This window comes from Pseudomonas sp. JDS08PS003, assembly GCF_045013505.1.
GTDB classification, from domain to species: Bacteria; Pseudomonadota; Gammaproteobacteria; order Pseudomonadales; family Pseudomonadaceae; genus Aquipseudomonas; species Aquipseudomonas protegens_B.
Map to the genome: position 1 here is coordinate 1,341,420 of NZ_CP120724.1, position 21,285 is coordinate 1,362,704.

Here is a 21,285-nt window from a genome sequence, read left to right on the forward strand (position 1 = left end):
TGCATCGTCACGCTAGCCTTTGACGATCATGGCCCGCCGGTGAATGCCGACGGGCCATTAATAGAGAGCCGCGCTGTTTGCGGCTGTTTTCCACGGCCGGCCTAGAGTCGGCCGTTTTATGGGGAGTTCAGAGTGAATCCGGTCAAAGTAGGCATCTGTGGGCTGGGTACTGTCGGTGGCGGTACCCTAAACGTACTTCAGCGCAACGCCGAGGAGATTGCCCGCCGTGCCGGGCGTGGAATCGAAGTAGCGCAGATTGCTACCCGTACGCCAAAGCCGCAGTTCCAGACGACCGGTATTGCGATTACCCACGATGTCTTCGCCGTCGCCACCAACCCTGAAATCGATATCGTCATCGAGCTGGTGGGCGGCTACACCGTGGCCCGTGAGCTGGTGCTCAAGGCCATCGAGAACGGCAAGCACGTGGTCACCGCAAACAAGGCGCTGATCGCCGTCCACGGTAACGAGATTTTCGCCAAGGCCCAGGAGAAGGGCGTGATCGTGGCCTTCGAAGCCGCCGTGGCCGGTGGCATTCCGGTGATCAAGGCGATCCGTGAAGGGCTGTCGGCCAACCGCATCAACTGGCTGGCGGGGATCATCAACGGCACCGGTAACTTCATCCTCTCGGAAATGCGCGAGAAGGGCCGCACCTTCGAAGACGTGCTGGCTGAAGCCCAGGCCCTGGGTTACGCCGAAGCCGATCCGACCTTCGACGTTGAAGGCATCGACGCTGCCCACAAGCTGACTATCCTGGCGTCCATCGCCTTTGGTATCCCGCTGCAGTTCGACAAGGCCTACACCGAAGGCATCACCAAGCTGACCACGGCCGACGTGAACTACGCCGAAGCCCTGGGCTACCGCATCAAGCACCTGGGTGTGGCGCGCCGCACCGAGGCCGGCATCGAGCTGCGGGTACACCCGACCCTGATCCCGGCCGACCGCCTGATCGCCAACGTCAACGGCGTGATGAACGCGGTGATGGTCAATGGCGATGCTGCCGGTTCGACTCTGTTCTACGGTGCTGGCGCGGGTATGGAGCCGACCGCTTCGTCGGTGGTGGCCGATCTGGTGGACGTGGTTCGCGCCATGACCAGCGACCCGGAAAACCGCGTGCCGCACCTGGCCTTCCAGCCTGATTCCCTGTCCGATCACCCGATCCTGCCGATCGAGTCCTGCGAGAGTGCCTACTACCTGCGCATCCAGGCCAAGGATCACCCGGGCGTACTGGCTCAGGTGGCGAGCATTCTTTCCGAGCGCGGCATCAACATCGAATCGATCATGCAGAAGGAAGTGGAAGAGCAGGATGGCCTGGTGCCGATGATCCTGCTGACCCACCGTGTTCTGGAGCAGCACATCAACGATGCGATTACCGCGCTGGAGGCCCTGCAGGGCGTCGTCGGCCCAGTGGTTCGTATCCGCGTCGAACATTTGAATTAATGAAGCAGCCGCAAGTGGCGAGCGGCAAGCGCCAAGTCAGAAGCTGATCGGCTTTGACTTGAGGCTTGAAGCTTGCGGCTTGAGGCTCAAACCGAAGGTTTGTCCCCATGCGCTATATCAGTACTCGTGGCCAGGCACCGGCCCTGAATTTCGAAGATGTGCTGCTGGCAGGTCTGGCCAGTGATGGCGGTCTCTATGTGCCAGAGAACCTGCCGCGCTTTACCCAGGAAGAAATCGCTTCCTGGGCCGGCCTGCCGTATCACGAGCTGGCGTTCCGGGTCATGCGCCCGTTCGTCACCGGCAGCATTCCGGATGCCGTATTCAAGAAAATCCTGGAAGAAACCTATGCGTCGTCAGAGCAGGGCGCCTTCTCCCACGGCGCCATTGCCCCGCTGCGTCAGCTCAACGGCAATGAGTGGGTGCTGGAGCTGTTCCACGGCCCGACCCTGGCGTTCAAGGACTTCGCCCTGCAACTGCTGGGTCGCCTGCTGGACTATGTGCTGGAGAAGCGCGGCGAGCGCGTGGTGATCATTGGTGCCACTTCCGGTGACACCGGTTCGGCGGCCATCGAAGGTTGCAAGCGTTGCGACAACGTCGACATCTTCATCCTGCATCCGCACAACCGCGTCTCGGAAGTGCAGCGCCGGCAGATGACCACCATCCTCGGCGAGAACATCCACAACATCGCCATCGACGGCAACTTCGACGACTGCCAGGAAATGGTCAAGGCCAGCTTCGCCGACCAGGGCTTCCTCAAGGGCACCCGTCTGGTGGCAGTGAACTCGATCAACTGGGCGCGGATCATGGCCCAGATCGTCTACTACTTCCACGCGGCCCTGCAGCTGGGCGGTCCGGCGCGCTCCATCGCGTTCTCGGTGCCCACCGGCAACTTCGGCGACATCTTCGCCGGTTACCTGGCACGCAACATGGGCCTACCCATCAGCCAGCTGATCGTCGCCACCAACCGCAACGACATCCTGCACCGCTTCATGAGCGGTAATCAGTACGTCAAGGAAACCCTGCACGCGACCTTGTCGCCGTCCATGGACATCATGGTTTCGTCGAACTTCGAGCGCCTGCTGTTCGACCTCCACGGTCGCAATGGCGCGGCACTGGCCGGTCTGATGGACAGCTTCAAGCAGGGCGGCGGTTTCAGCGTCGAAGAAGATCGCTGGACCGAGGCGCGCAAGCTGTTCGACTCCCTGGCGGTGAACGACGAGCAGACCTGCGAGACCATCGCCGAAGTCTTCGAGCAGACCGGCGAGGTGCTCGACCCGCATACCGCGATTGGCGTCAAGGCCGCCCGTGAGTGCCGACGCAGCCTGGATACGCCGATGGTGATCCTGGGCACCGCGCACCCGGTCAAGTTCCCGGACGCGGTGGAGAAGGCCGGTGTCGGCAAGGCTCTGGAGCTGCCGGCGCACCTGTCCGACCTGTTCCAGCGCGAAGAACGCTGCACGGTCCTGGCCAATGACCTGAAAGCGGTGCAGGCTTTTGTCAGCCAGCACGGCAATCGTGGCAAGCCACTCTGATCCCTTGGTCTTGTCGTCCACGAAGCCCGTCTCCTGACGGGCTTTGTTTTTTCATCTACAAGCTTGGCCCGTCAGGGGCAGGGAGGCCCGGATGATGCTTCGTCTAACTTACAGGGTACGGCGTGTCCTGGGCCTGCTCGTGGCGGGCCTGCTGAGCTGGGCCGTACTCTGGGGTGTCGCGCTGGCCGGCACGGCGAAGAACCTGCCTTTCAAACTGGTGCCGGCGTTCGTCGAGCTGGAACCCCTGACCCTGGCGCCCAACGAGCGCCAATGGCTGGCGACGCATTCACGCCTGAGGGTGGGGATTGCCATCGACGACTACCAGCCCATCGACATCACCCGGGACCGCAATCGCTATCAGGGCATCAGCGCCGATTACCTCAGCCTGGTGGGCGAGCGATTGGACGTGACAATGGAAGTCCTGGGGTTTTCCGAGCGTGAGCAGGCGGTTGAAGCGCTGCGCAACGGCACCATCGATGTGCTGACCAGTGCCAATGGCTATGAGCGCGGCCTCTCGGGGCTGCGCTTCACCAGCGACTACATGCCCGACAGGGCCGTGGTGGTGGTGCGCCGCGACGGGTCGAGCCCCAGTGATGATCTGGCCGGCAAGAAACTGGTGCTATTGGACGGCTATGCCAACGCCGAACAGGTTCATGCGGCGTATCCGAACAGTCAGATCATGCTCTCGCCTAACCTCTACAGTGGCCTGGAAGCATTGAACCAAGGGGACGCCGACGCCTTCATCGGCAATGAGATCATCGTCCGAGCCTACAAGGCCTTGCGCCCTTATCTGGCGGTGCATATTCAGGATGAAAGCCGCTTGCCGCCGACCGGCTTCGCCTTTGCCACCCGTGACGACAACGCCCTGTTGGCAGGCATGCTGGAGCAGGCGCTACAGAGCATCGACGAATCCTTGCAGCGGGAAATACAGGCCCGCTGGACCACCGGCCTGGGGGCGAACATCTCCGGCGAGCGTATCGAGCTCAGCGCCGAGGAGCAGGCCTGGATTCTCCAGCATCCCCATGTGATGGTGGCGTCCCAGCAGTACCCGCCCCATGTGTTCAAGGACAAGGAGGGGCGCTGGGCCGGCCTGAACATCGATCTGCTCAACCGCATTTCGCGCATGACCGGCCTGCATTTTGTGCACAAGGAGAGCCTGTCCACAGCGCAGACCCTGGAGTGGCTGGAGAGTGGACAGGCGCAGATGAACTCTACCCTCACGGCCAGTGAGGACCGGCGGTTGTTCCTGAATTTCTCCCATGCCTTTGGTGGTGCTGCCTGGGTCTTTGTCGTGCGCCCCGAGGATCGCCGCCTCAGCAGCCTGGAGCAGATGGCCGGTGAGGTACTGGCGTTGCCGGCGCGGCACACCCTTGAGAGCTACATCCGGCGCTACTATCCCGATATTCGGCTGCGCAGCGTTGCCAGCTATGAGGAGGCTCGGGCTCTGGTCAGCAGTGGTGAAGCCATGGCCACCATTCAGAACGAGGTCCAGGTCCAGGCGCTGGGGTTGGGGCCCGCTGACGATGGGTTGCGGGTGGGGCGCAGCGTTGAAGGTACCTGGTCCGCCGACGAGTTTTCTGTGCGCAAGGATCAGCCCGAGCTGCTGAGTATCCTCAACAAGTCGCTGGAGGCGCTGCCGGTGGCGGAGCTCAGTGCTATCCGTCTCAAATGGCTGGGGGCCACGCCGGTGCCGATGCCGGTCTGGCAGCGGGTGCCGACCTGGGTGTACTGGGCCATTTCCACCGCATTGCTGTTCGGTCTGATTTCCCTGGCCTGGAGCAGTCGGCTCAAGCTGCAGATTCAGCAGCGATTGCAAGCCGAGCAGCGGCTCAACGATCAGTTGGTGTTCATGCGGGCCCTGCTTGACGGCATTCCCAACCCGATCTTTGTCCGTGATCTGCAGGGGCGCCTGATCACCTGCAACAAGAGTTATGAACAGCAGTTGGGGACGAGCCTGGAGCTGATTCAGGGGCGCCAACTGACGGAGCTGGATCTGTTGCCCGCGGCCACCGCTCGCCAGCTGCATGGCGAGATCATGCAGTTGCTGGCGTCCGAGGAGTCGGTGTTTGCCGACCGCCAGGTGGAGACGCGCAACGGATCGATCCACGCCTATCAATGGACGGTCCCGTTCTACAGCGCCGAAGGCCGTCTGCAGGGCTTGCTGGGTGGCTGGATCGATATCACCGAGCGCAAGCGCCTGGAGAACCAGTTGGTGGAGGCACGTCAGTCCGCCGACCAGGCCAATGCCGCGAAGAGCGCTTTTCTCTCCACCATGAGTCATGAGATCCGCACGCCGATGACCGCCATCATTGGCTTGCTGGAGCTGGAGAAAGAGCAGGCCAGGGTGCGTGGCGCGCCATTCTCCGAGGCCCTGCGGGTGGCCTATCAGTCTGCCCAGGAGTTGATCAGCCTGATGGGTGACAGCCTTGATCTGGCCAAGATCGAGGCCGGCCATATGCAGTTGGTGCCGCAGGTCACCGCCCTCAAGCCCTTTTTCGACAGTGTCCGGCAGCTCTTCGAGGTGACCGCGCGCAACCAGGGAGTGCACCTGCAACTGGTCTTCAACGAGGAAGCCCGGGGGCGTTACCTCTTTGATCCGTTGCGCCTGCGCCAGGTCCTGCACAACCTGTTGAGCAACGCCTTGAAGTTCACCGCTGAAGGTGAGGTACGGGTGACGGTGGAGCGCCAGCCTGATGAGTCCGGTGTCCCGTGTCTGCGTATCAGCGTCGCGGATACCGGCCCGGGGATCAGCGCCGAGCAGCAGGCGAAGATATTCACGCCCTTTGTCCAGGCGGATGCAATGACCTCTTCGACCTATGGCGGCACTGGGCTGGGGCTGAGCATCTGCCGGCAGTTGATCGAGTTGATGGGCGGGCGCATTCACCTGCTGAGTGAGCCTGGGGCCGGGACCGTTGTTGTCATCGAGCTGTATCTGGAACGGGTCAGCGAGGATCTCGATCCGCAAGTTTCGCCGCCTGCCGAGCGTCCGCCGAGCCGCAGCATCGAAGTGCTGGTGGTGGATGACTTGAGCGCCAATCGCATGGTCCTGAGCCAGCAACTGATGTTTCTCGGGCATCGGGTCGTGGCCTGTGGCGATGCCCGTGAGGCGCTGCAGCGGTGGCGCTCCGGGACCTTTGATGTGCTGATGACCGACTGCAACATGCCGGGCATGAGTGGCTACGCCCTGACCGAGGCCATCCGCCAGATCGAGGCGCAGGAAGGGCGCTCGCCCTGTCCGGTGATCGGTTGCACGGCCAACGCGTTCGAAGACGAGCGAGAGCGTTGCGAGCGTGCGGGGATGGACCAGTTGCTGGTCAAGCCGGTGACCCTGGATCAGTTGGCCCAATCTCTGGCCCGATTCCTGCCGTCGCCGTCATTCAACATCCAGACCTTGCGCGGCATGACCCAGGCCGACGAACACGTGTTGCAGCGCATGTTGCAGGAGTTGTTGCGCAACCTTGGCGAAGAGCAGCAGGCGCTGGAAGAGGCCTTGGCGGTGCGGGATTGGGGGCGCCTGGGAGGCACCCTGCACCGGCTCAAGGGTGTGTGTTGCCTGATCGACGCCTTGCCCCTGGCCAAGGCCTGTATCGAGCTGGAGGTACTGGTCAAGGAGCGGCGAGAGCAGGCGCTGGGCAGCCAATGGCCGCTGCTGCTTGAGGTCATTGGTATTTTGCGCAGCGATATTCAGACGGCTCTGGACGAATAAGACTTGTCCTATGTGTGATTGGGACTTGTCTGATTACCGTGTCGGCCCGTAGTGGACTGTTCCCACCTGCGCCGTATCGGAGGTTGCCCCCATGCATTCGCTTAAAGTGCTGATTCTCGAAGACAACTCGTTCCAGTTGATGGCCTTGCACCAGATGCTCAACGCCAATGGCGTTTTCAACGTGCTGACCGCCGAGAACCAGGAGTCCGCACGGCGTTCGCTGGACAGCAAGGGACCGGTGGATATCGCCATCTGCGATCTGTACCTGGAGCAGACCGATGGCCTGGAGCTGATCCGCGAACTGGCCCTGCAGCAGCAGGCCAAGGCCTTGATCATTCTCAGCGACGCAGAGCCGGATGTGCTCGAAGGCACGGCCGGCATGGCCCGTGAGCTGGGGTTGAAAGTGCTCGCGTGCCTGCCCAAGCCGGCTTCGGCGGCGGTGATCGGCGACTTGCTCTGTGCCTATCAGCAGCACTCCAGGTCAGACGGCCTCGAATTGAACCAGACATTGCTCCGGGACTTGCTGGGCCTTGAGCCTTTTGTCTTCGAGGCTGTGACTCAGGACGAGGGGCTGGCAGCGGTGCTGGGTTGTGGTGTTGCACATTTTCAGCCGGTCATTCACCAACACGGCGGTCTTCAAGGCGTCGAGGCGCTGGCTCGCTGGCAGCACCCCGAGCGGGGCTTGCTGATGCCTGGCGAATTTCTTCCGCTGATCGAGTTCGCCGGCCTGCAAGAGGTTTTCACCTGGCACATGCTGGAGCAGGCACTCGAGCTGGTGGCCGGAGTGAAACTGGTGCTCGGCTATTGGCTGCCGATTGCTGTGAACATTCCCATCGGCATCCTCGAGCGGCCGTTGTTCCCTCGTCAGTTGGAGGCATTGCTGAGGCGCTTCGAAGTGCCGGCGCGGATGCTGACCCTGGAAGTCATCGATACCACGCAACTGCAGACCGACACCGCCCATGTCGAGGCGCTGCTGCGCCTGCGGATGATCGGCTGCAAGTTGTCCATCGGCGATTTCGGTACCGGAGGAACCAGCCTGCAGCGCTTGCTGGAGCTGCCTTTCACCGAGCTGAAGATCCCTCCGGTGTTTGTCGCAGGCATGGCCGCCGATGAGCGCAAGCGGGCGCTGGTCGGCGGTGCGATGAGCATGGCGCGACGCATGTCCCTGGGGGTGGTGGTGACCGGTATCGAGACCGAGTCCGACTGTGTGGCGGCCAGGGGCTTGGGGGCGGCTCATCTGCAGGGGTGTTTTATCGCCCCGCCGATGGGCGCCGCCGAGATGCGCCAATGGCTGGCCGAGACCCCGGGGCTGGGCTGCAACGGCCTTGATGAGCAGACCACCGGTTTGTGTGCCTAGGACAGTCCGTGTTCCTGGACGTAGATATACAGCGCGGCTTCGCTGGCCAGGCCCAGTTTGCGCATGGCGCTGACTTTCTGCGCGCTGACAGTCTGTTTGCTGCGGTTGAGCTGAGCGGCGATGGTTCCCACCGCATGGCCGGCGGCCAACAGGCGGATCACTTCCAGCTCCCGGGGCGACAACTGATCCTTGGAGACCAGTCGATCCGGCCCCACTTCGCCGGCAAGGCTCAATGCCCGCTTGATGGCCTGGGCCACATAGCGTTTGTGCTGTCGCGCATGGGCAATGGCTGACGGCAGTTCATCGGCCAGGCTGGCCTTGCTCAGCAACCCCGTCACCCCCAGGTCGAGGATCGAACGAAACAGCCCGGCGTGGTTGAGCATGGTCACCACCACGATGGGCAGATCGGGATGATGCCGGCGCAGTTGTTCGATCAGGCGCAGGCCGTCGTTCTGCTGCTCCTCGGGCATCATGAAATCCGTGACCAGCACATCGCATTCGGTCTCCTGCATCAGCTGGCTCAGGGCGGAAGGCGAACTGGCCTCGCCGACAATGGCCAGGCTGTCGTCCTGCTCCAGCACGGCGCGCAAGCCGATCAGGAAGATCGGGTGGTCGTCGGCAAGGATGATGCGCAATTTGTTGTTCGACATTGCTTTCAAAGCTTGGGCTCCAATGCAACGGCGGCGTGGTTTGCGCCTGGTCGGCCGTTTTATATCTGTCATGTTACCCGTGCATGCTCGAATGACTCAGGTCGGCAGCAGTAGGCGTGGCGAACTTTCTTCTCTGAGCGATGGTCACTTGAATGTCAGAAAGCTACCGGCATTTTTGTTTTCGAACCTCTAATTCGAGCTATTGAGTGGTGATCTAGATGGAAAGTATCAGTCTTTTGTTGAGTGAGTCGCTGAGTCCCTACCAGGTCACACTGACGCCTTGCGGCGCTTATGGCGAATGTCTGGTGAGCCTGAAGAACGCTGCAGGCGCAATCGTCGTGGAGCGTGAGGTCAATCAGGCCCAGCTCACCGACAAGCGTTTGCTCACCGATGTAGTCGATGGCTTGCACCGTGATGTGCTGATCGCCGAAGGCCGGCTGGAGCCTTGTGTGATCGCCGCGTTGCGCCATGTCGCTGAAGGCAAGGTGTTCGATCAGCGCAGTTGATGCAAATTTTTACGGAACCTTCCCGTCACCCGGTCAGTCAGACTCAGTATCAGCAGGATCAGGCATTGTGCTCCGGTGCTTGTAACCTGCTGGTACGGGTCGTAAAAGACCACGTTTAACCCCGAGTCGTCTCCCCACTTCTCGGGGTTTCTTTTTGCCCGGGATTTGTCAGTGGTCGTGCAGATCGTGGAAATAGGCCTGGGCGTCGGCACGGTACTGGTCACGCATCTCGGGCTCCAGCCAGGTGGCGTACAGCTCAACCAGTCGATCCTCACGCAGCTTGAGCAGGGCCTGGTTGATCCGGGCGATGGCTTGTCGCCCTTGGGCGGTCTTGCTGCAGCCGATATGGATCTCCTGATACTTCTGGGTGCCCTGGATCGGATAGAACTCCAGCTCCTGCGGGTCTATGCCTTGCTGCATCGCCTGGTAGCGAATCTCTGGCCAGTAGCCCAGCAACAAGCGCAGGCGACCCAGGCGTTGCATCTGCAACAGGCTGCCCAGGGCGTCGTTGCCGTGGTGGGCATTGACCGAATCCGCGGGTGCTTCTTGCAGCAGGTTGTCGACTTGCTGGCCATAGCTGCGCTCGGCGACCACTCCGACTTTTTCCTGGCCGCTGGCGAGCAGGGCGCGCAGATCGACCTTGCCCTGCTGGAGGAAGTGGGCCAGGTGTTCATGGTCGGCGCGGCGGATCACCAAGCCATTGCTCAGGACCCGGAAGCTGGTGATGGAGAAGATCACCCACTGTTCGCGTTCCTTGTTCATGATCAGCGACGGGTCGCAGACGAAGGTCGGCTCGCGCAGCATCTGCATGCCCCGGGCGCGATTGACCCGGACTATCTGTTGTTGGTACTCCGGCAGGCTGGCGATCAGTTGCGGCATCAGCAGGTCGATGACCCCGTGTCCTTTCTGTTCACCCTCGAAAATGCTCAGGGGCGGCAGGTCTCGCAGCAGCCAGAGCAGTGTCTCCTTGGGTTCGCTGGAGGCGTTCGGCAGCCACAGCAGGGCGAGCAGAAACATCACGCAGCGCCGAAAGCGACCGCGTAGCAAGGGGTGTTTTGCGCCGGACAGGGCGCTGATGGAGAACCGGTTTTTCAGCTTAGATCGCCCCAGAGTTGCGCAAGTGTTGAATCTGTTCGCTGCTGTAGCCCAGGCTCGCCAGGACTTCTGTCGAATGCTCACCGAGCTCGGGTCCGACCCAGTCCGCGGAGCCGGGCGTCTCAGAGAGTTTCGGCACGATGCCCGGCATCTTGAAGGCCTTGCCGTCGGGCAGCTTGGCCTGGAGGAACATTTCCCGAGCGAGGAACTGCGGGTCGTGGAACATGTCTTCGGCACTGAAGATCCGGCTCGCCGGGACGTCAGCCTGATTCAGCCGCTGCAGTACCTGGTCCAGGGGCAGGGATGCCACCCAGCGGTCGATCACGCCATAGAGTTCATCGCGGCGGGTATCCCGTCCATCGTTGCTGGCCAGGGCCGGATCGTTGGCCAGATCGTCGCGGCCAATGAGCAGCATGAAGCGCTTGAAGATCGCATCGCCGTTGGCGCCAATCTGCACATGCTTGCCGTCCAGGCTGGTATGGATCGAGGAGGGGGTGATGCCGGGCATGATATTGCCGCTGCGCTCGCGGATAAAACCGAACACATCGAACTCCGGGACCATGCTTTCCATCATGGCGAAGATCGCCTCGTACAGCGCCACGTCCACCACTTGTCCCTGGCCGCCGTTGACCTCGCGATGACGCAGGGCCATCAGTGCGCCGATCACGCCCCAGAGGGCAGCGATGGAGTCGCCAATGGAAATCCCGGTGCGTACCGGCGGACGATCCTCGAAGCCGGTGATGTAGCGCAGGCCGCCCATGGATTCGCCTACCGCACCGAAACCGGGCTGGTCCTTCATCGGTCCGGTCTGGCCGAATCCGGACAGGCGCACCATCACCAGTTTCGGGTTGAGGGCGTGCAACACATCCCAGCCCAGGCCGAGCTTTTCCAGGACCCCGGGGCGGAAGTTTTCGATCAGGATGTCGGCCTCGGCCAGCAGCTGTTTGAGCACCGCCAGGCCGTCCGGGTGCTTGAGGTTCAGGGTCAGGGATTTTTTGTTGCGGGCCTGGACGAACCACCACAGCGAGGTGCCTTCATAGAGCTTGCGCCACTTGCGCAGCGGATCACCGCCGTCCGGAGACTCGACCTTGATCACCTCGGCACCGAACTCGGCGCAGATGCGCGAGGCGAAGGGGCCGGCGATCAGGGTGCCGAGTTCGATCACTTTCAATCCGGCGAGGGGCTTGCTGAGGCTATTCATGGGGCATCCGCTGGGCAGGAAAATCCGCCTAGCCTAGACCATTGGTTGCCATTAAGGCAGCGCTGGGCGGTGGCCTTCCTTCATTATTTCCAGGTCGATGCCGGGATAATTGTGCTTCTCATTCTCTTGGGTGGCGGGTTTAATGGCGCGGTTCATGAGAAAGGCGGTTGCAAATCGCTCAATGTGGTCTATGTCCCGTCACGGGGCCGGCGGTTTGTTTCGAGCGAATCGATAGAAAACTCTTGTTACAAATACCCCTTTAAAAAATTACATGTGATGAATTGAAAACCTTACATGTGATGCTCTAGTCTGTGCGCCATGGAAAACAAATCCTCAGCCCATTACCAACGTTTATTCCGCCAGCGCCTGCGTGATCAGGGTCTGGTGAAAAAGGAAGTCTGGATACTGCCCGAGAACGCCCAGGCGTTGCTGGCGGTTGAACGCAAACTGCGTCAGCCCTTCGAAGGGCTGGCTCCTGTGGAAAAGGATGGAGAAATGAGCATGCCGCAGATCTGGAATGCCCGATCGTTGTGCCAGGCCCTGGCAGCCACCGAGCTGTTCAATAGCGGCGAAGCCAGCGTTGAGCTGCTCGAGGGTGCCGAACCGAGCTTGCACGTGACCATGCGCGAATACGGTGACCTGCCGTTGTTCGTCGCCTTGTCCGGCGAGCAGATCCTGGTAGAGGGGCTGCTCTGGCCGCAAAGCGAAGTCACCGATGTGCAGGCCTTCAACGAAGAAGTGCTGCTCAGCCGACAGTTGTTCCCGCTGTCGAGCATCGGCCTGGAAACCCGTCTTGGCGGCGAGCGCTTCTACATGATGTTCGGTGCGCTCAGCGCCACCTCGATCCTCTCCAACGTGCTCTACGAGATCGAAACCCTGGCCAGCAACGTGATCAGGGCTACCGAGGCCTATGAAGGCTACTTGAAGGCTCAGGCCTGACCTGGAGGAATGCACATGAACGTATGGAGCAAGTTGCTTACCGCCCTGCGCGGTGGCGCCAATGAAGCGGGCGAAGCCCTGGTGGACAGCCAGGCCCTGAGGATTCTCGATCAGGAAATCCGCGACGCCGACCAGGAACTGCGCAAGTCCAAGGAAGCCCTGGCCGAGATCATGGCCCGGCAGAAACTCGCTGCCGAGCGTGCCAATGGCAGCGCGGCGAAGATCGCCGAGTATGAAAGCTATGCCCTCAAGGCCCTGGAAGCGGGTAATGAACATCTTGCCCAGGAAGTAGCGCAGAAGATCGCCAACCTGGAAAATGACCTGGCGGTCGAGCGTGAGCAGGCCGATGGTTTTGCCGCCAGCGTGGCCCAATTGCGCAAGGCCGTGACCCAGGCCGAAGGCAATATCAAACATTTGAAACAGCAGGTGGATACCGTCAAGGCCACCGAGAGCGTGCAGAAAGCCCAGCAGGCCGTGGCTCAGCGCTACGGTGGTTCCCAGAGCAAGCTGCACACCGCGGTGGAATCTCTGGAGCGGATCAAGCAGAAGCAGGCCGAGCGTGCGGCGAAGATGGAAGCCGCAGCCGAACTGGCCAGCACCAGCAACCCGGACGATGCCCTGGATGCCAAGTTGCGTGAAGCCGGGATCGTTGCCGGCAACACCAGCGCCGACAGCGTGCTGGCGCGCCTCAAGGACCGTAGCAAGTCCTGATTCACCGTTGTTGTAGGGGCGGGGCCGATTGGCCTTGCCCGGCTTTTTCAGGGATAGGAAAGCAATGGAAATCTTCCTGCAGACAGTGTTGTCGTTCCCCACAGTGCTGTTCAGCTTCATGCTCTGCCTGGCAGTGATCTACTGGGCCGTGGTGGCCATGGGCATGCTTGAGGTCGACCTGCTGGACTTCGAGGCCGACTCGCTGCTCGAAGGCGCTCACGCCACTGAAGGTCTGGCCGGGCTGCTGATCAAGTTCAAGCTCAACGGGGTGCCGGTCACCCTGGTGCTGACCCTGCTGATGTTCTTCAGCTGGTTCTTGACCTATTTCGCCGAACTCTATGTTCTCAGCCACCTGCCCCTGGGTTGGTTGCGTTATCCCCTGGGCCTGTTGCTGGCAGTGGTTGCACTGTTCCTGGCGGCGCCCATCAGCGCGGCAATCTGCAGCCCGCTGCGTCCGCTGTTTCACAAGATGGAAGCCACCAGCAGCCAGTCGGTGCTGGGGCAGACGGCTGTGGTGCGTAGCGGCAGAGTCACCCTGGAACACGGCGAAGCCGTGCTCGAGAACGGCGGCGCGGGCCTGATCCTGCGTGTGCGTGCCGATGAGGCGCGAGCTTTCAAACGCGGCGATCGCGTCGTGTTACTGGAGTATCTGGAGGCGCAACACGCCTATCGGGTCATTACCGAGGACGAGTTTCGCGGCCTCTGAGCCCGGACTTCCTCAGAATCAAAGGAGATTGATTGCATGAATTTACCGTCGCTGCTGCCCATCCTGCTCGGGATCGGCCTCGTCGTTCTGGTGGTCTTCGGCCTGCTGGCCCTGTTCAAGGCCTTCTACATCAAGGTCCCCCAAGGCACGGCGCTGATCGTCAACGACATGTCCTCGACCCCCAAGGTGCACTTCACTGGCGCCCTGGTGTACCCGGTCATCCACCTCAAGGAGTTCATGCGCATCTCGCTGATCACCCTGGAGGTCGACCGTCGGGCCAAGGATGGTCTGATCTGCCGCGACAACATGCGCGCCGACATCACCGTGGCCTTCTACCTGCGGGTCAATGAAACCCAGGAAGACGTGCTCAAGGTGGCCAAGGCCATCGGTGTCGACCGTGCCTCCGACCGCGCTGCGGTCAACGAGCTGTTCAACGCCAAGTTCTCCGAAGCGCTGAAGACCGTGGGCAAGCAGTTCGACTTCGTCCAGCTGTTCGAGAACCGCCAGGACTTCCGCGACCGCATCATCGAGATCATCGGCAACGACCTCAACGGCTATGTGCTGGAAGACGTAGCCATCGACTACCTGGAGCAGACCGCCAAGCACTCCCTGGACCCGAGCAACATTCTCGACGCTGAAGGTATCCGCAAGATCACCGAGTTGACTGCGGCGCAGAACGTCATCACCAACGAACTGGAGCGCAACCAGGAGCTGGCGATCCAGAAGAAGAACGTCGAGACCCGCGAAGCCTCGCTGTCCCTCGAACGCCAGCAGGCCGACGCCGAAGCCCGGCAGAAGCGCGAGATCGAAACCATCCGCGCCCGCGAGGAAGCCGAGACCGCCAAGGTCAAGGAAGAGGAACGCCTGAAGGCCGAGCAAGCACGTATTCAGTCCCAGCAGGAAATCGACGTTCGCACCGAGAACCATCATCGCGAAGTCGAAGTGGCCCAGCAGAACCGTCAGCGTGCGGTGGTCATCGAAGTTGAGAAAGTCACCCGCGCCAAGGACCTGGAAGTGGTGGCCCGCGAGCGTGAAGTGGAACTGCAACGCATCGAGAAAGAAAAGGCTCTGGAAGAGCAGCGCAAGAACATCGCCACAGTGATCCGTGAGCGGGTAGCGGTCGAGAAGACCGTGGCCCAGGAAGAAGAGCGGATCAAGGAAGTGCGCGAAGTGTCCGAAGCCGAGCGCGCCAAGCAAGTGGTGGTGATCCAGGCTCAGGCCGAAGCCGAGCAGGATCTGGTGCGCCAGGTCAAGCAGGCTGAAGCCGACGAGACCCGCTCCAAGCACAAGGCTGTGGAAATCAACAACCTGGCCCAAGCCGAACTGGAAGCGGCGGCCAAACAGGCCGAAGCCAAAAAGCGCCTGGCCGAAGGCCTGGAAGCCGAGCGCGCTGCGCCTGGCCTGGCGGATGCCCGCGTGCTGGAAATCACCGCAGCAGCCCAGGAAAAAGAAGGCCTGGCTCAAGCCCGAGTACGCACCGAGCAGTTGATTGCCGAAGCCCGTGGCGAGCAGGAAAAAGGCCTGGCCGACGCCCGCATCATGGAAGCCCAGGCGGCTGCCAAAGAGAAGGACGGCCTGGCAGAAGCCAAGGTCATGGAAGAGAAGCTCGGGGCTCAGGCCCGTGGCGAAGAGCAACTGGGCGCGGCCAAGGCCAAAGCCACCAAGGACCTGGGTTCGGCTGAAGCCGAAGTGCTGCTGCAGCGTCTGAACGCCGAAGCCGAAGGCCTGGGCAAGAAGTTCGGTGCCCTGGACTCCCTCAGCGACAGCGCACGTCAGCACGAAGAGTTCCGCATGCAATTGGAGAAGAACTTCGAGGAAGCGATGGCCGCCATCGCCGCCAACAAGGAAATCGCCAAGGACCAGGCCGAAGTGCTGTCCGCCGCCCTCAGCAAGGCCAAGATCGAGATCGTTGGTGGCGAAGGCGACTTCTTCAACTCCTTCGCCAAGTCGCTGTCGGTGGGCAAGGCCATCGAGGGCGTGGTGGGCAAGAGCCCGGTGGTCCAGGACGTCCTGGCACGCCTGCTCAATGGCAAGGGCGCTCCGGCCGTAGCCGCTGAGCTGGCCGCCGCTGCCGTTACGCGCAAGGCCGACGCTCCGTCTGCCGAAGCCTGAAATGCCTGACCACAGCTGATTCGCCAGCCCTCACCTGATCCTGTAGCTACCGTTTTTATCGACGGCTGCAGGGCGGGTGTCAGGCTGCGGGTTTCAGCTGGCTGGTTTCAGGTGCTGGGCTCCAGGTTTGAGGAGCCCGCTTTTTTGCACACCGCCGTAGATCCAGGAAGGCCACGATGTCGGACGCTCAAGTCGCAACTCCCCCACAGGACGTATTGGACAAGGCAGTCGCCGAAGGCGGCGCCTATGAGGTGCTGCAAAAGCGCCTGCTGGACCAGGGCCAGCGCCTGCGGGCCACCACTGACGACCTCAACCAGAGGCGTCTCGACGAGTTCGGCAACAGCCGCATGGAAGTGGTCGGGCGGGTGCGCATCCGTACCGAGAACAACTGCATCGCCCGGGACATCGTCCAGGTCGGCGACTGCCTGTTGTTTGGCTACAACGTCTTTATCGGCCTGAAGAAGGAAACCAGCGTCGCCGACGTGTTTTCCCTCTACCGGCTGGTGGAAGAGGGCGAAGGCTACGAAGCCGAGCCCGTGCCCCTGGAAGGCAGTTTCCTGGCGGCCCAGGGCTTCCTCAACGATTTCAACGAGCTCTACACCTATTACAAGAACACCCGCCTGCTGCAACTGGCGATCCGTGACGGCAAGTTGCTGGCGAGTTTCCAGATCGGCGAGCGCGTCACCGATGTGCGGGTGTTCCGTTGGTCGATCTCGGTGGACGGACGGGACGTCCGTTACATCGACAATCGCGGCGAGCGAGATATCGCCCTGCCGGCGCCCTTCGACTTCGAATGGAAGAAGGCCACCCGCGAGATGGTGGTCGAAGGCCGCTTCCCGCACCTGAACATCCTCGACACGGTGTTCGTCGAAACCATCGGCGGCGACCTGACCATCAAGGTCGAGAACAACACCGAGTCGGGTCTGGGCATCTACCGTGAAGAGGTGCTGGACAAGACCCAGTCCCTGGACGACTCGCAGATCGAATTCGCCCGCCTGGGCAGCCTGATCCTGCTCAAGGTTTTGCCGTACCGCGAAGAGCAGTGGCGCTATCTGGTGTTCAACAGCCTGACTCGCCAGGTGGAGCGCATCGACGCCATCGGCCTGGCCTGCGTGCAGCTGCCGGAAGACCACGGGATCATCTTCCCCGGCGGCTATTACCTGCAGAGCGGCGAGTACAAGACCTTCGAACAGTCCATGGAAGGCATGCGCTTCAAGCGCTCGGTGCGCTCGCCCAACGGTGAAGATGTGCAGTACATCTTCTACCACCCGGAGCAGGGCCGCTCGGTGCTGCTGACCTACAACATGATCAACCGCCAGTTGCAGAACCCGCTGTTCGGCCACGGCTACGCGCGCCTGGAAGACGGGCGCATGGTGATCTTCGCTGCCGAAGGCGACGAGCCGACCCGGGTGCATCCGATGCAGGTCTGGCAGACGCCGTTCTTCACCGAGGAATACGCCGCGCGGCAACCGACCCGCAGCGGTTTTCTCGGACGCATCGGCAATGCCGAACTGGTGCGCAGCGTGTCCGATCTCTACGACCTGTGCCGCGAGATCGATACCCCGGCGGTGTCGGTGCAGCGCTATTCGCTGCTGTGTCAGAACACCCGGCGCCTGTTCGACGTGTACCACTGGCTGGGCAGCGCCGAGCTCGACGGCCTGGCGCCGCTGCTGCGGGAAGTGGCCTCCACCTCGGAGCTGGTGCTCGACGAATACGAGAAAGTCGAAAGCATCCGTCGCCAGTCGGACCAGGCCATGGTGGCCGCCGAGGCCAAGCAGAAAGCCCTGCTGGACAGCCTGCTGGTGGACAGCTGGGATCAGGTGCAAAGCTTCGTCGATGCTCTGAACGGCATTACCGCCCAGCGCGGGCTGCTGCTGACCATTCGCGACTACCGCTACATCGACGTGGCGCGCATCGATGCCATGGAAGCCGACCTGCTCAAGGCCCAGGAGCGCACCGCCGCCGGCACTGCGACCTTCCTCGCCAGCGATCAGGCCTTGCAGCCTTTTGTGACCCAGCTCGAAGCCCTGGACGCCCAGGCGCAGAAAGCCGAAACCGTGGCCCAGCTCAGCGAGCCCTTGGGCGCCCTGCAAGCCATGGCCGGCGACCTGGACATGTTGTCGAGCCTGATGGCCTCGCTACAGATCGACGACGCCACCCAGCGCACCCGGATCATTGAATCCATCTCGCAGATCTACGCCCGCCTGAACCAGGCCAAGGCCCGTGCCGAACAGCGGCGCAAGGGGCTGGGTTCGACCGAGACCGTGGCGCAGTTCGGGGCCCAGTTCAAACTCTTCAGCCAGGGCATCACCAATGCCTTGGCCCAGGCCCAGGACCCCGAACGTTGCGACGAGCAGCTGTCGCGGTTGCTGGTGCAGCTGGAGGAGCTGGAAAGCCGCTTCGGCGATCACGAACAGTTCCTCGGCGACATCCTCGGCAAGCGCGAGGAGTTGCTGGAAACCTTCGAGGCCCACAAGCAATCCCTGCTCGACGAGCGTCAGCGCAAGGCCCAGGGCCTGCTGGACGCGGCGCGGCGGATTCTCGACAGCCTCGGCCGGCGCACCGCCAAGTTCACCCAGGCCGAGGAGCTCAATGCGTTCTTCGCCGCCGACCCGCTGATCCTCAAGCTGCGGGAACTGGCCGAGCGCCTGCGCGAGCTCAAGGACAGCGTCAAGGCCGACGATGTCGAGTCGCGCCTCAAGGGCGCCCGGGATCAGGCCGTGCGTGCCTTGCGCGACAAGACCGAGCTGTTCGAAGAGGGCGGCAACGTCATCAAGCTGGGGCCGCGCCACCGTTTCAGCGTCAACACCCAGGAGCTGGACCTGACCCTGATGCCCCGGGGCGACGAACTGCACCTGCACCTCACCGGCACGGACTTCCTCGAACCTCTGCGCGACCCCGAGCTGGAGGCCCTGCGCGACTTCTGGCAGGTGGCCCTGGAGTCGGAATCGGCCCAGTTGTACCGTGCCGAATACCTCGCCGGGCAAGTGCTGGACGCTGCCGATCGAGGCGTGGAAGGCCTGAGCCTGGAAAGCCTGAAACCCTTGCTGGCGCACCCTGAAGAACTGGCGCGGGTGATCCGCGACTTTGCCGCGCCGCGCTACAAGGAAGGCTACGAGAAGGGCATCCACGACCACGACGCCGCAGCGATCCTCCTGCAACTGCTGCCCCTGCGCGACAGTGCCGGCCTGTTGCGTTTCGGCGCCACGGCCCGTGCCTTTGCCAGCCTCTACTGGGATCGCCAGCAGGAACAGCCGCAACCCCGGCAATGGGTGGAACGTGCCCGTACCAGCCGGCATATCCAGCAACTGTTCGGGCGTCGCGAAGGCTTGCAGCAGTTGCAGGAGGAAATCCTCGTGGCACTGGGTGACTGGCATCAGCAGCACGCCTTCACCCTGGCCGTGGAGCTGCTGCCCGAGGCTGCCGAGTACCTGGTCCAGGAGCTGGCCGCCGAACGCATTGAATTCACCTTCAGCAAATACGCCAAGCAGCTGCAGGAAGCCCTGACCCTGCGCCTGCAGGGCGCGCGGATGTCGGACGACTACCAGCAGGCCCTGGCGCGGCTGGTGGAGCGCCCCGCTGCGCAGTGGGCACTGACCGAGAACTGGCTCTCGGCCCTGTGCGCCGAGGGCGAGTTCGCCGAGTGGGCCGACTACGTGCCTGAGGCGGTGGCCCTGTCGCTGCTGCGGGAAGACTTTGCCAAGCGCATCACCGAAGTCGATCTGCGGTTCAAGGTCGACAACCTGATGGGCGAACACCCGCGCATCCAGGAGCGCAGCCTGTCCCTCACCGTGGACGGCTTCTTCGCTCGCCTACGGGCCCACCGCGAACAATTCCTGCCTGGCCTGCAGCGTTACCAGAGTTTGCGCCAGGGCATCATCGGCCGTGAACGCTCGGCCCTGCGCCTGAGCGAATTCAAGCCGCGGCCGCTGAGCTCCTTCGTGCGCAACAAGCTGATCAACGATGTGTACCTGGGCTTTATCGGCGACAACCTGGCCAAGCAGATGGGCACTGTGGGCGAGAACAAGCGCACCGACCTGATGGGCCTGTTGATGCTGATTTCGCCACCGGGCTACGGCAAGACCACCTTGATGGAATACGTGGCGCACCGCCTGGGGCTGATCTTCATGAAGATTAACGGCCCGGCCCTGGGGCACCAGGTACGTTCCCTGGACCCGGCCCAGGCACCGGACGCCACTTCGCGCCAGGAACTGGAGAAACTCAACCTGGCCCTGGAGATGGGCAATAACGTGATGCTCTATGTCGACGACATCCAGCACACTCACCCGGAATTCCTGCAGAAATTCATCTCGCTGTGCGACGGCACCCGGCGCATCGAAGGCGTGTGGAAAGGCCGCACCAAGACCTACGACATGCGCGGCAAAAAGTTCTGCGTGGTGATGTCGGGCAACCCGTACACCGAGTCCGGCGAGGTGTTCAAGATCCCCGACATGCTGGCCAACCGGGCCGACATCTATAACCTCGGCGACACCCTGGGTGGCATGCAAGAGGCCTTCTCCCTGAGCTACATCGAGAACGGCCTGACCTCCAACCCGGTCCTGGCGCCATTGGCCACCCGCGACATGGCGGACGTCTACCGCTTCGTCGCCAAGGCCGAGGGCAAGGCCTTCTCCAGCAACGAACTGAGCCACAGCTACAGCGGTGCCGAGATCAACGAGATCACCACCACCCTGCAACGCCTGATGCAGGTGCGCGACGTGGTGCTGCGGGTCAACCAGCAGTACATCGCCAGCGCCGCCCAGGCCGACCAGTACCGCAGCGAGCCGCCGTTCAAGCTGCAAGGCAGCTACCGCAACATGAACAAGATGGCGGAGAAGATCTCGGCGGTGATGAACGACGCCGAGCTCCTGCAACTGCTGGCCGACCACTACCAGGGCGAATCCCAGTTGCTGACCACCGGCGCCGAGGAAAACCTGCTCAAGCTCGCCGAGCTGCGCGGTAACCAGACCCCGGAGCAGAGCGAGCGCTGGACCCAGATCAAGCGCGACTTCGTGCGCAACCGCTCCATGGGCGGCAGCGACAGCGATGTCGGTACCCGCGTGGTGGCCCAGCTCAACGATCTGGTGGAAGGCGTACGCGGCCTGGCCCGACCCGCGCAGCAGCACGAACTGCGCGACGTGCTGGAAAACCTCTCCGAGCACCTGGAGAACAGCTTCCTGCCGCTGATCAAGGTCATGCACAAGAAGATCGACGTCGACCTGCACAGCCACCAGCGCATCGGCGACATCGCCACGCGTGTGGATGAGTTGAGCCGCATGCTTAGCAACGGTGATGTGCCCACCCTCAAGGACCCCCAACCGTAGGAGCCGGCT

At 62.3% G+C, this 21,285-nt stretch carries 13 protein-coding genes; 10 read left to right on the forward strand and 3 right to left on the reverse strand.

The window, feature by feature from the left end:
- Positions 1–132: 132 nt before the first annotated feature.
- The 4 genes from P7C00_RS06060 (at position 133) to P7C00_RS06075 (ending at position 8,032) form a co-directional block, all read left to right on the forward strand.
- The gene (locus P7C00_RS06060; protein WP_346633488.1) at positions 133–1,437 is read left to right on the forward strand and encodes a homoserine dehydrogenase; all 1,305 of its coding nucleotides are present in this window, start codon (positions 133–135) and stop codon (positions 1,435–1,437) included.
- Positions 1,438–1,544: 107 nt separating this feature from the next.
- Positions 1,545–2,969 carry a threonine synthase gene (gene thrC / locus P7C00_RS06065; RefSeq protein ID WP_404938305.1) on the forward strand — a complete coding sequence of 475 codons (1,425 nt, stop codon included), beginning with the start codon at positions 1,545–1,547 and terminating at the stop codon, positions 2,967–2,969.
- A gap of 91 nt (positions 2,970–3,060) precedes the next feature.
- Positions 3,061–6,675, forward strand: coding sequence for an ATP-binding protein (locus tag P7C00_RS06070; RefSeq protein WP_404938306.1), 3,615 nt, complete (start codon positions 3,061–3,063; stop codon positions 6,673–6,675).
- Positions 6,676–6,766: 91 nt separating this feature from the next.
- A complete protein-coding gene (locus P7C00_RS06075) occupies positions 6,767–8,032 on the forward strand; it encodes an EAL domain-containing protein (RefSeq protein ID WP_404938307.1) in 1,266 nt (421 codons plus the stop codon).
- On the opposite strand, the gene P7C00_RS06080 is transcribed toward P7C00_RS06075, so the two are convergent.
- The gene (locus tag P7C00_RS06080; protein ID WP_346633485.1) at positions 8,029–8,682 is read right to left on the reverse strand and encodes a response regulator transcription factor; all 654 of its coding nucleotides are present in this window, start codon (positions 8,680–8,682) and stop codon (positions 8,029–8,031) included. The genes P7C00_RS06075 and P7C00_RS06080 overlap by 4 nt on opposite strands.
- 218 nt (positions 8,683–8,900) lie before the next feature.
- On the opposite strand from P7C00_RS06080, the gene P7C00_RS06085 reads away from it, so the two are divergent.
- Positions 8,901–9,188: a DUF3509 domain-containing protein gene (locus P7C00_RS06085; protein WP_346633484.1), complete on the forward strand. Its 288-nt coding sequence runs from the start codon at positions 8,901–8,903 to the stop codon at positions 9,186–9,188.
- A 168-nt stretch (positions 9,189–9,356) separates the two neighbouring features.
- Here P7C00_RS06085 and P7C00_RS06090 read toward each other — a convergent pair whose 3' ends face one another.
- A complete protein-coding gene (locus P7C00_RS06090; protein ID WP_346633483.1) occupies positions 9,357–10,205 on the reverse strand; it encodes a TIGR02285 family protein in 849 nt (282 codons plus the stop codon).
- Positions 10,206–10,284: 79 nt separating this feature from the next.
- Entirely contained in the window at positions 10,285–11,484 is a 1,200-nt protein-coding gene (locus P7C00_RS06095) for a CaiB/BaiF CoA-transferase family protein (RefSeq protein ID WP_346633482.1), read from the reverse strand.
- Between the two features lie 318 nt (positions 11,485–11,802).
- Here P7C00_RS06095 and P7C00_RS06100 point away from each other — a divergent pair, with 318 nt between their 5' ends.
- The 5 genes from P7C00_RS06100 to P7C00_RS06120 all read left to right on the forward strand — a co-directional run bounded on the left by P7C00_RS06100 (position 11,803) and on the right by P7C00_RS06120 (position 21,276).
- A complete protein-coding gene (locus P7C00_RS06100; RefSeq protein ID WP_346633481.1) occupies positions 11,803–12,423 on the forward strand; it encodes a YjfI family protein in 621 nt (206 codons plus the stop codon).
- Between the two features lie 15 nt (positions 12,424–12,438).
- Positions 12,439–13,134: a PspA/IM30 family protein gene (locus tag P7C00_RS06105; protein WP_194237948.1), complete on the forward strand. Its 696-nt coding sequence runs from the start codon at positions 12,439–12,441 to the stop codon at positions 13,132–13,134.
- A gap of 64 nt (positions 13,135–13,198) precedes the next feature.
- The gene (locus tag P7C00_RS06110; RefSeq protein WP_194237949.1) at positions 13,199–13,840 is read left to right on the forward strand and encodes an OB-fold-containig protein; all 642 of its coding nucleotides are present in this window, start codon (positions 13,199–13,201) and stop codon (positions 13,838–13,840) included.
- A gap of 36 nt (positions 13,841–13,876) precedes the next feature.
- Positions 13,877–15,952: a flotillin family protein gene (locus P7C00_RS06115; RefSeq protein ID WP_346633480.1), complete on the forward strand. Its 2,076-nt coding sequence runs from the start codon at positions 13,877–13,879 to the stop codon at positions 15,950–15,952.
- 176 nt (positions 15,953–16,128) lie between these two features.
- Positions 16,129–21,276, forward strand: coding sequence for a DNA repair ATPase (locus P7C00_RS06120; protein WP_404938308.1), 5,148 nt, complete (start codon positions 16,129–16,131; stop codon positions 21,274–21,276).
- Positions 21,277–21,285: the final 9 nt, after the last annotated feature.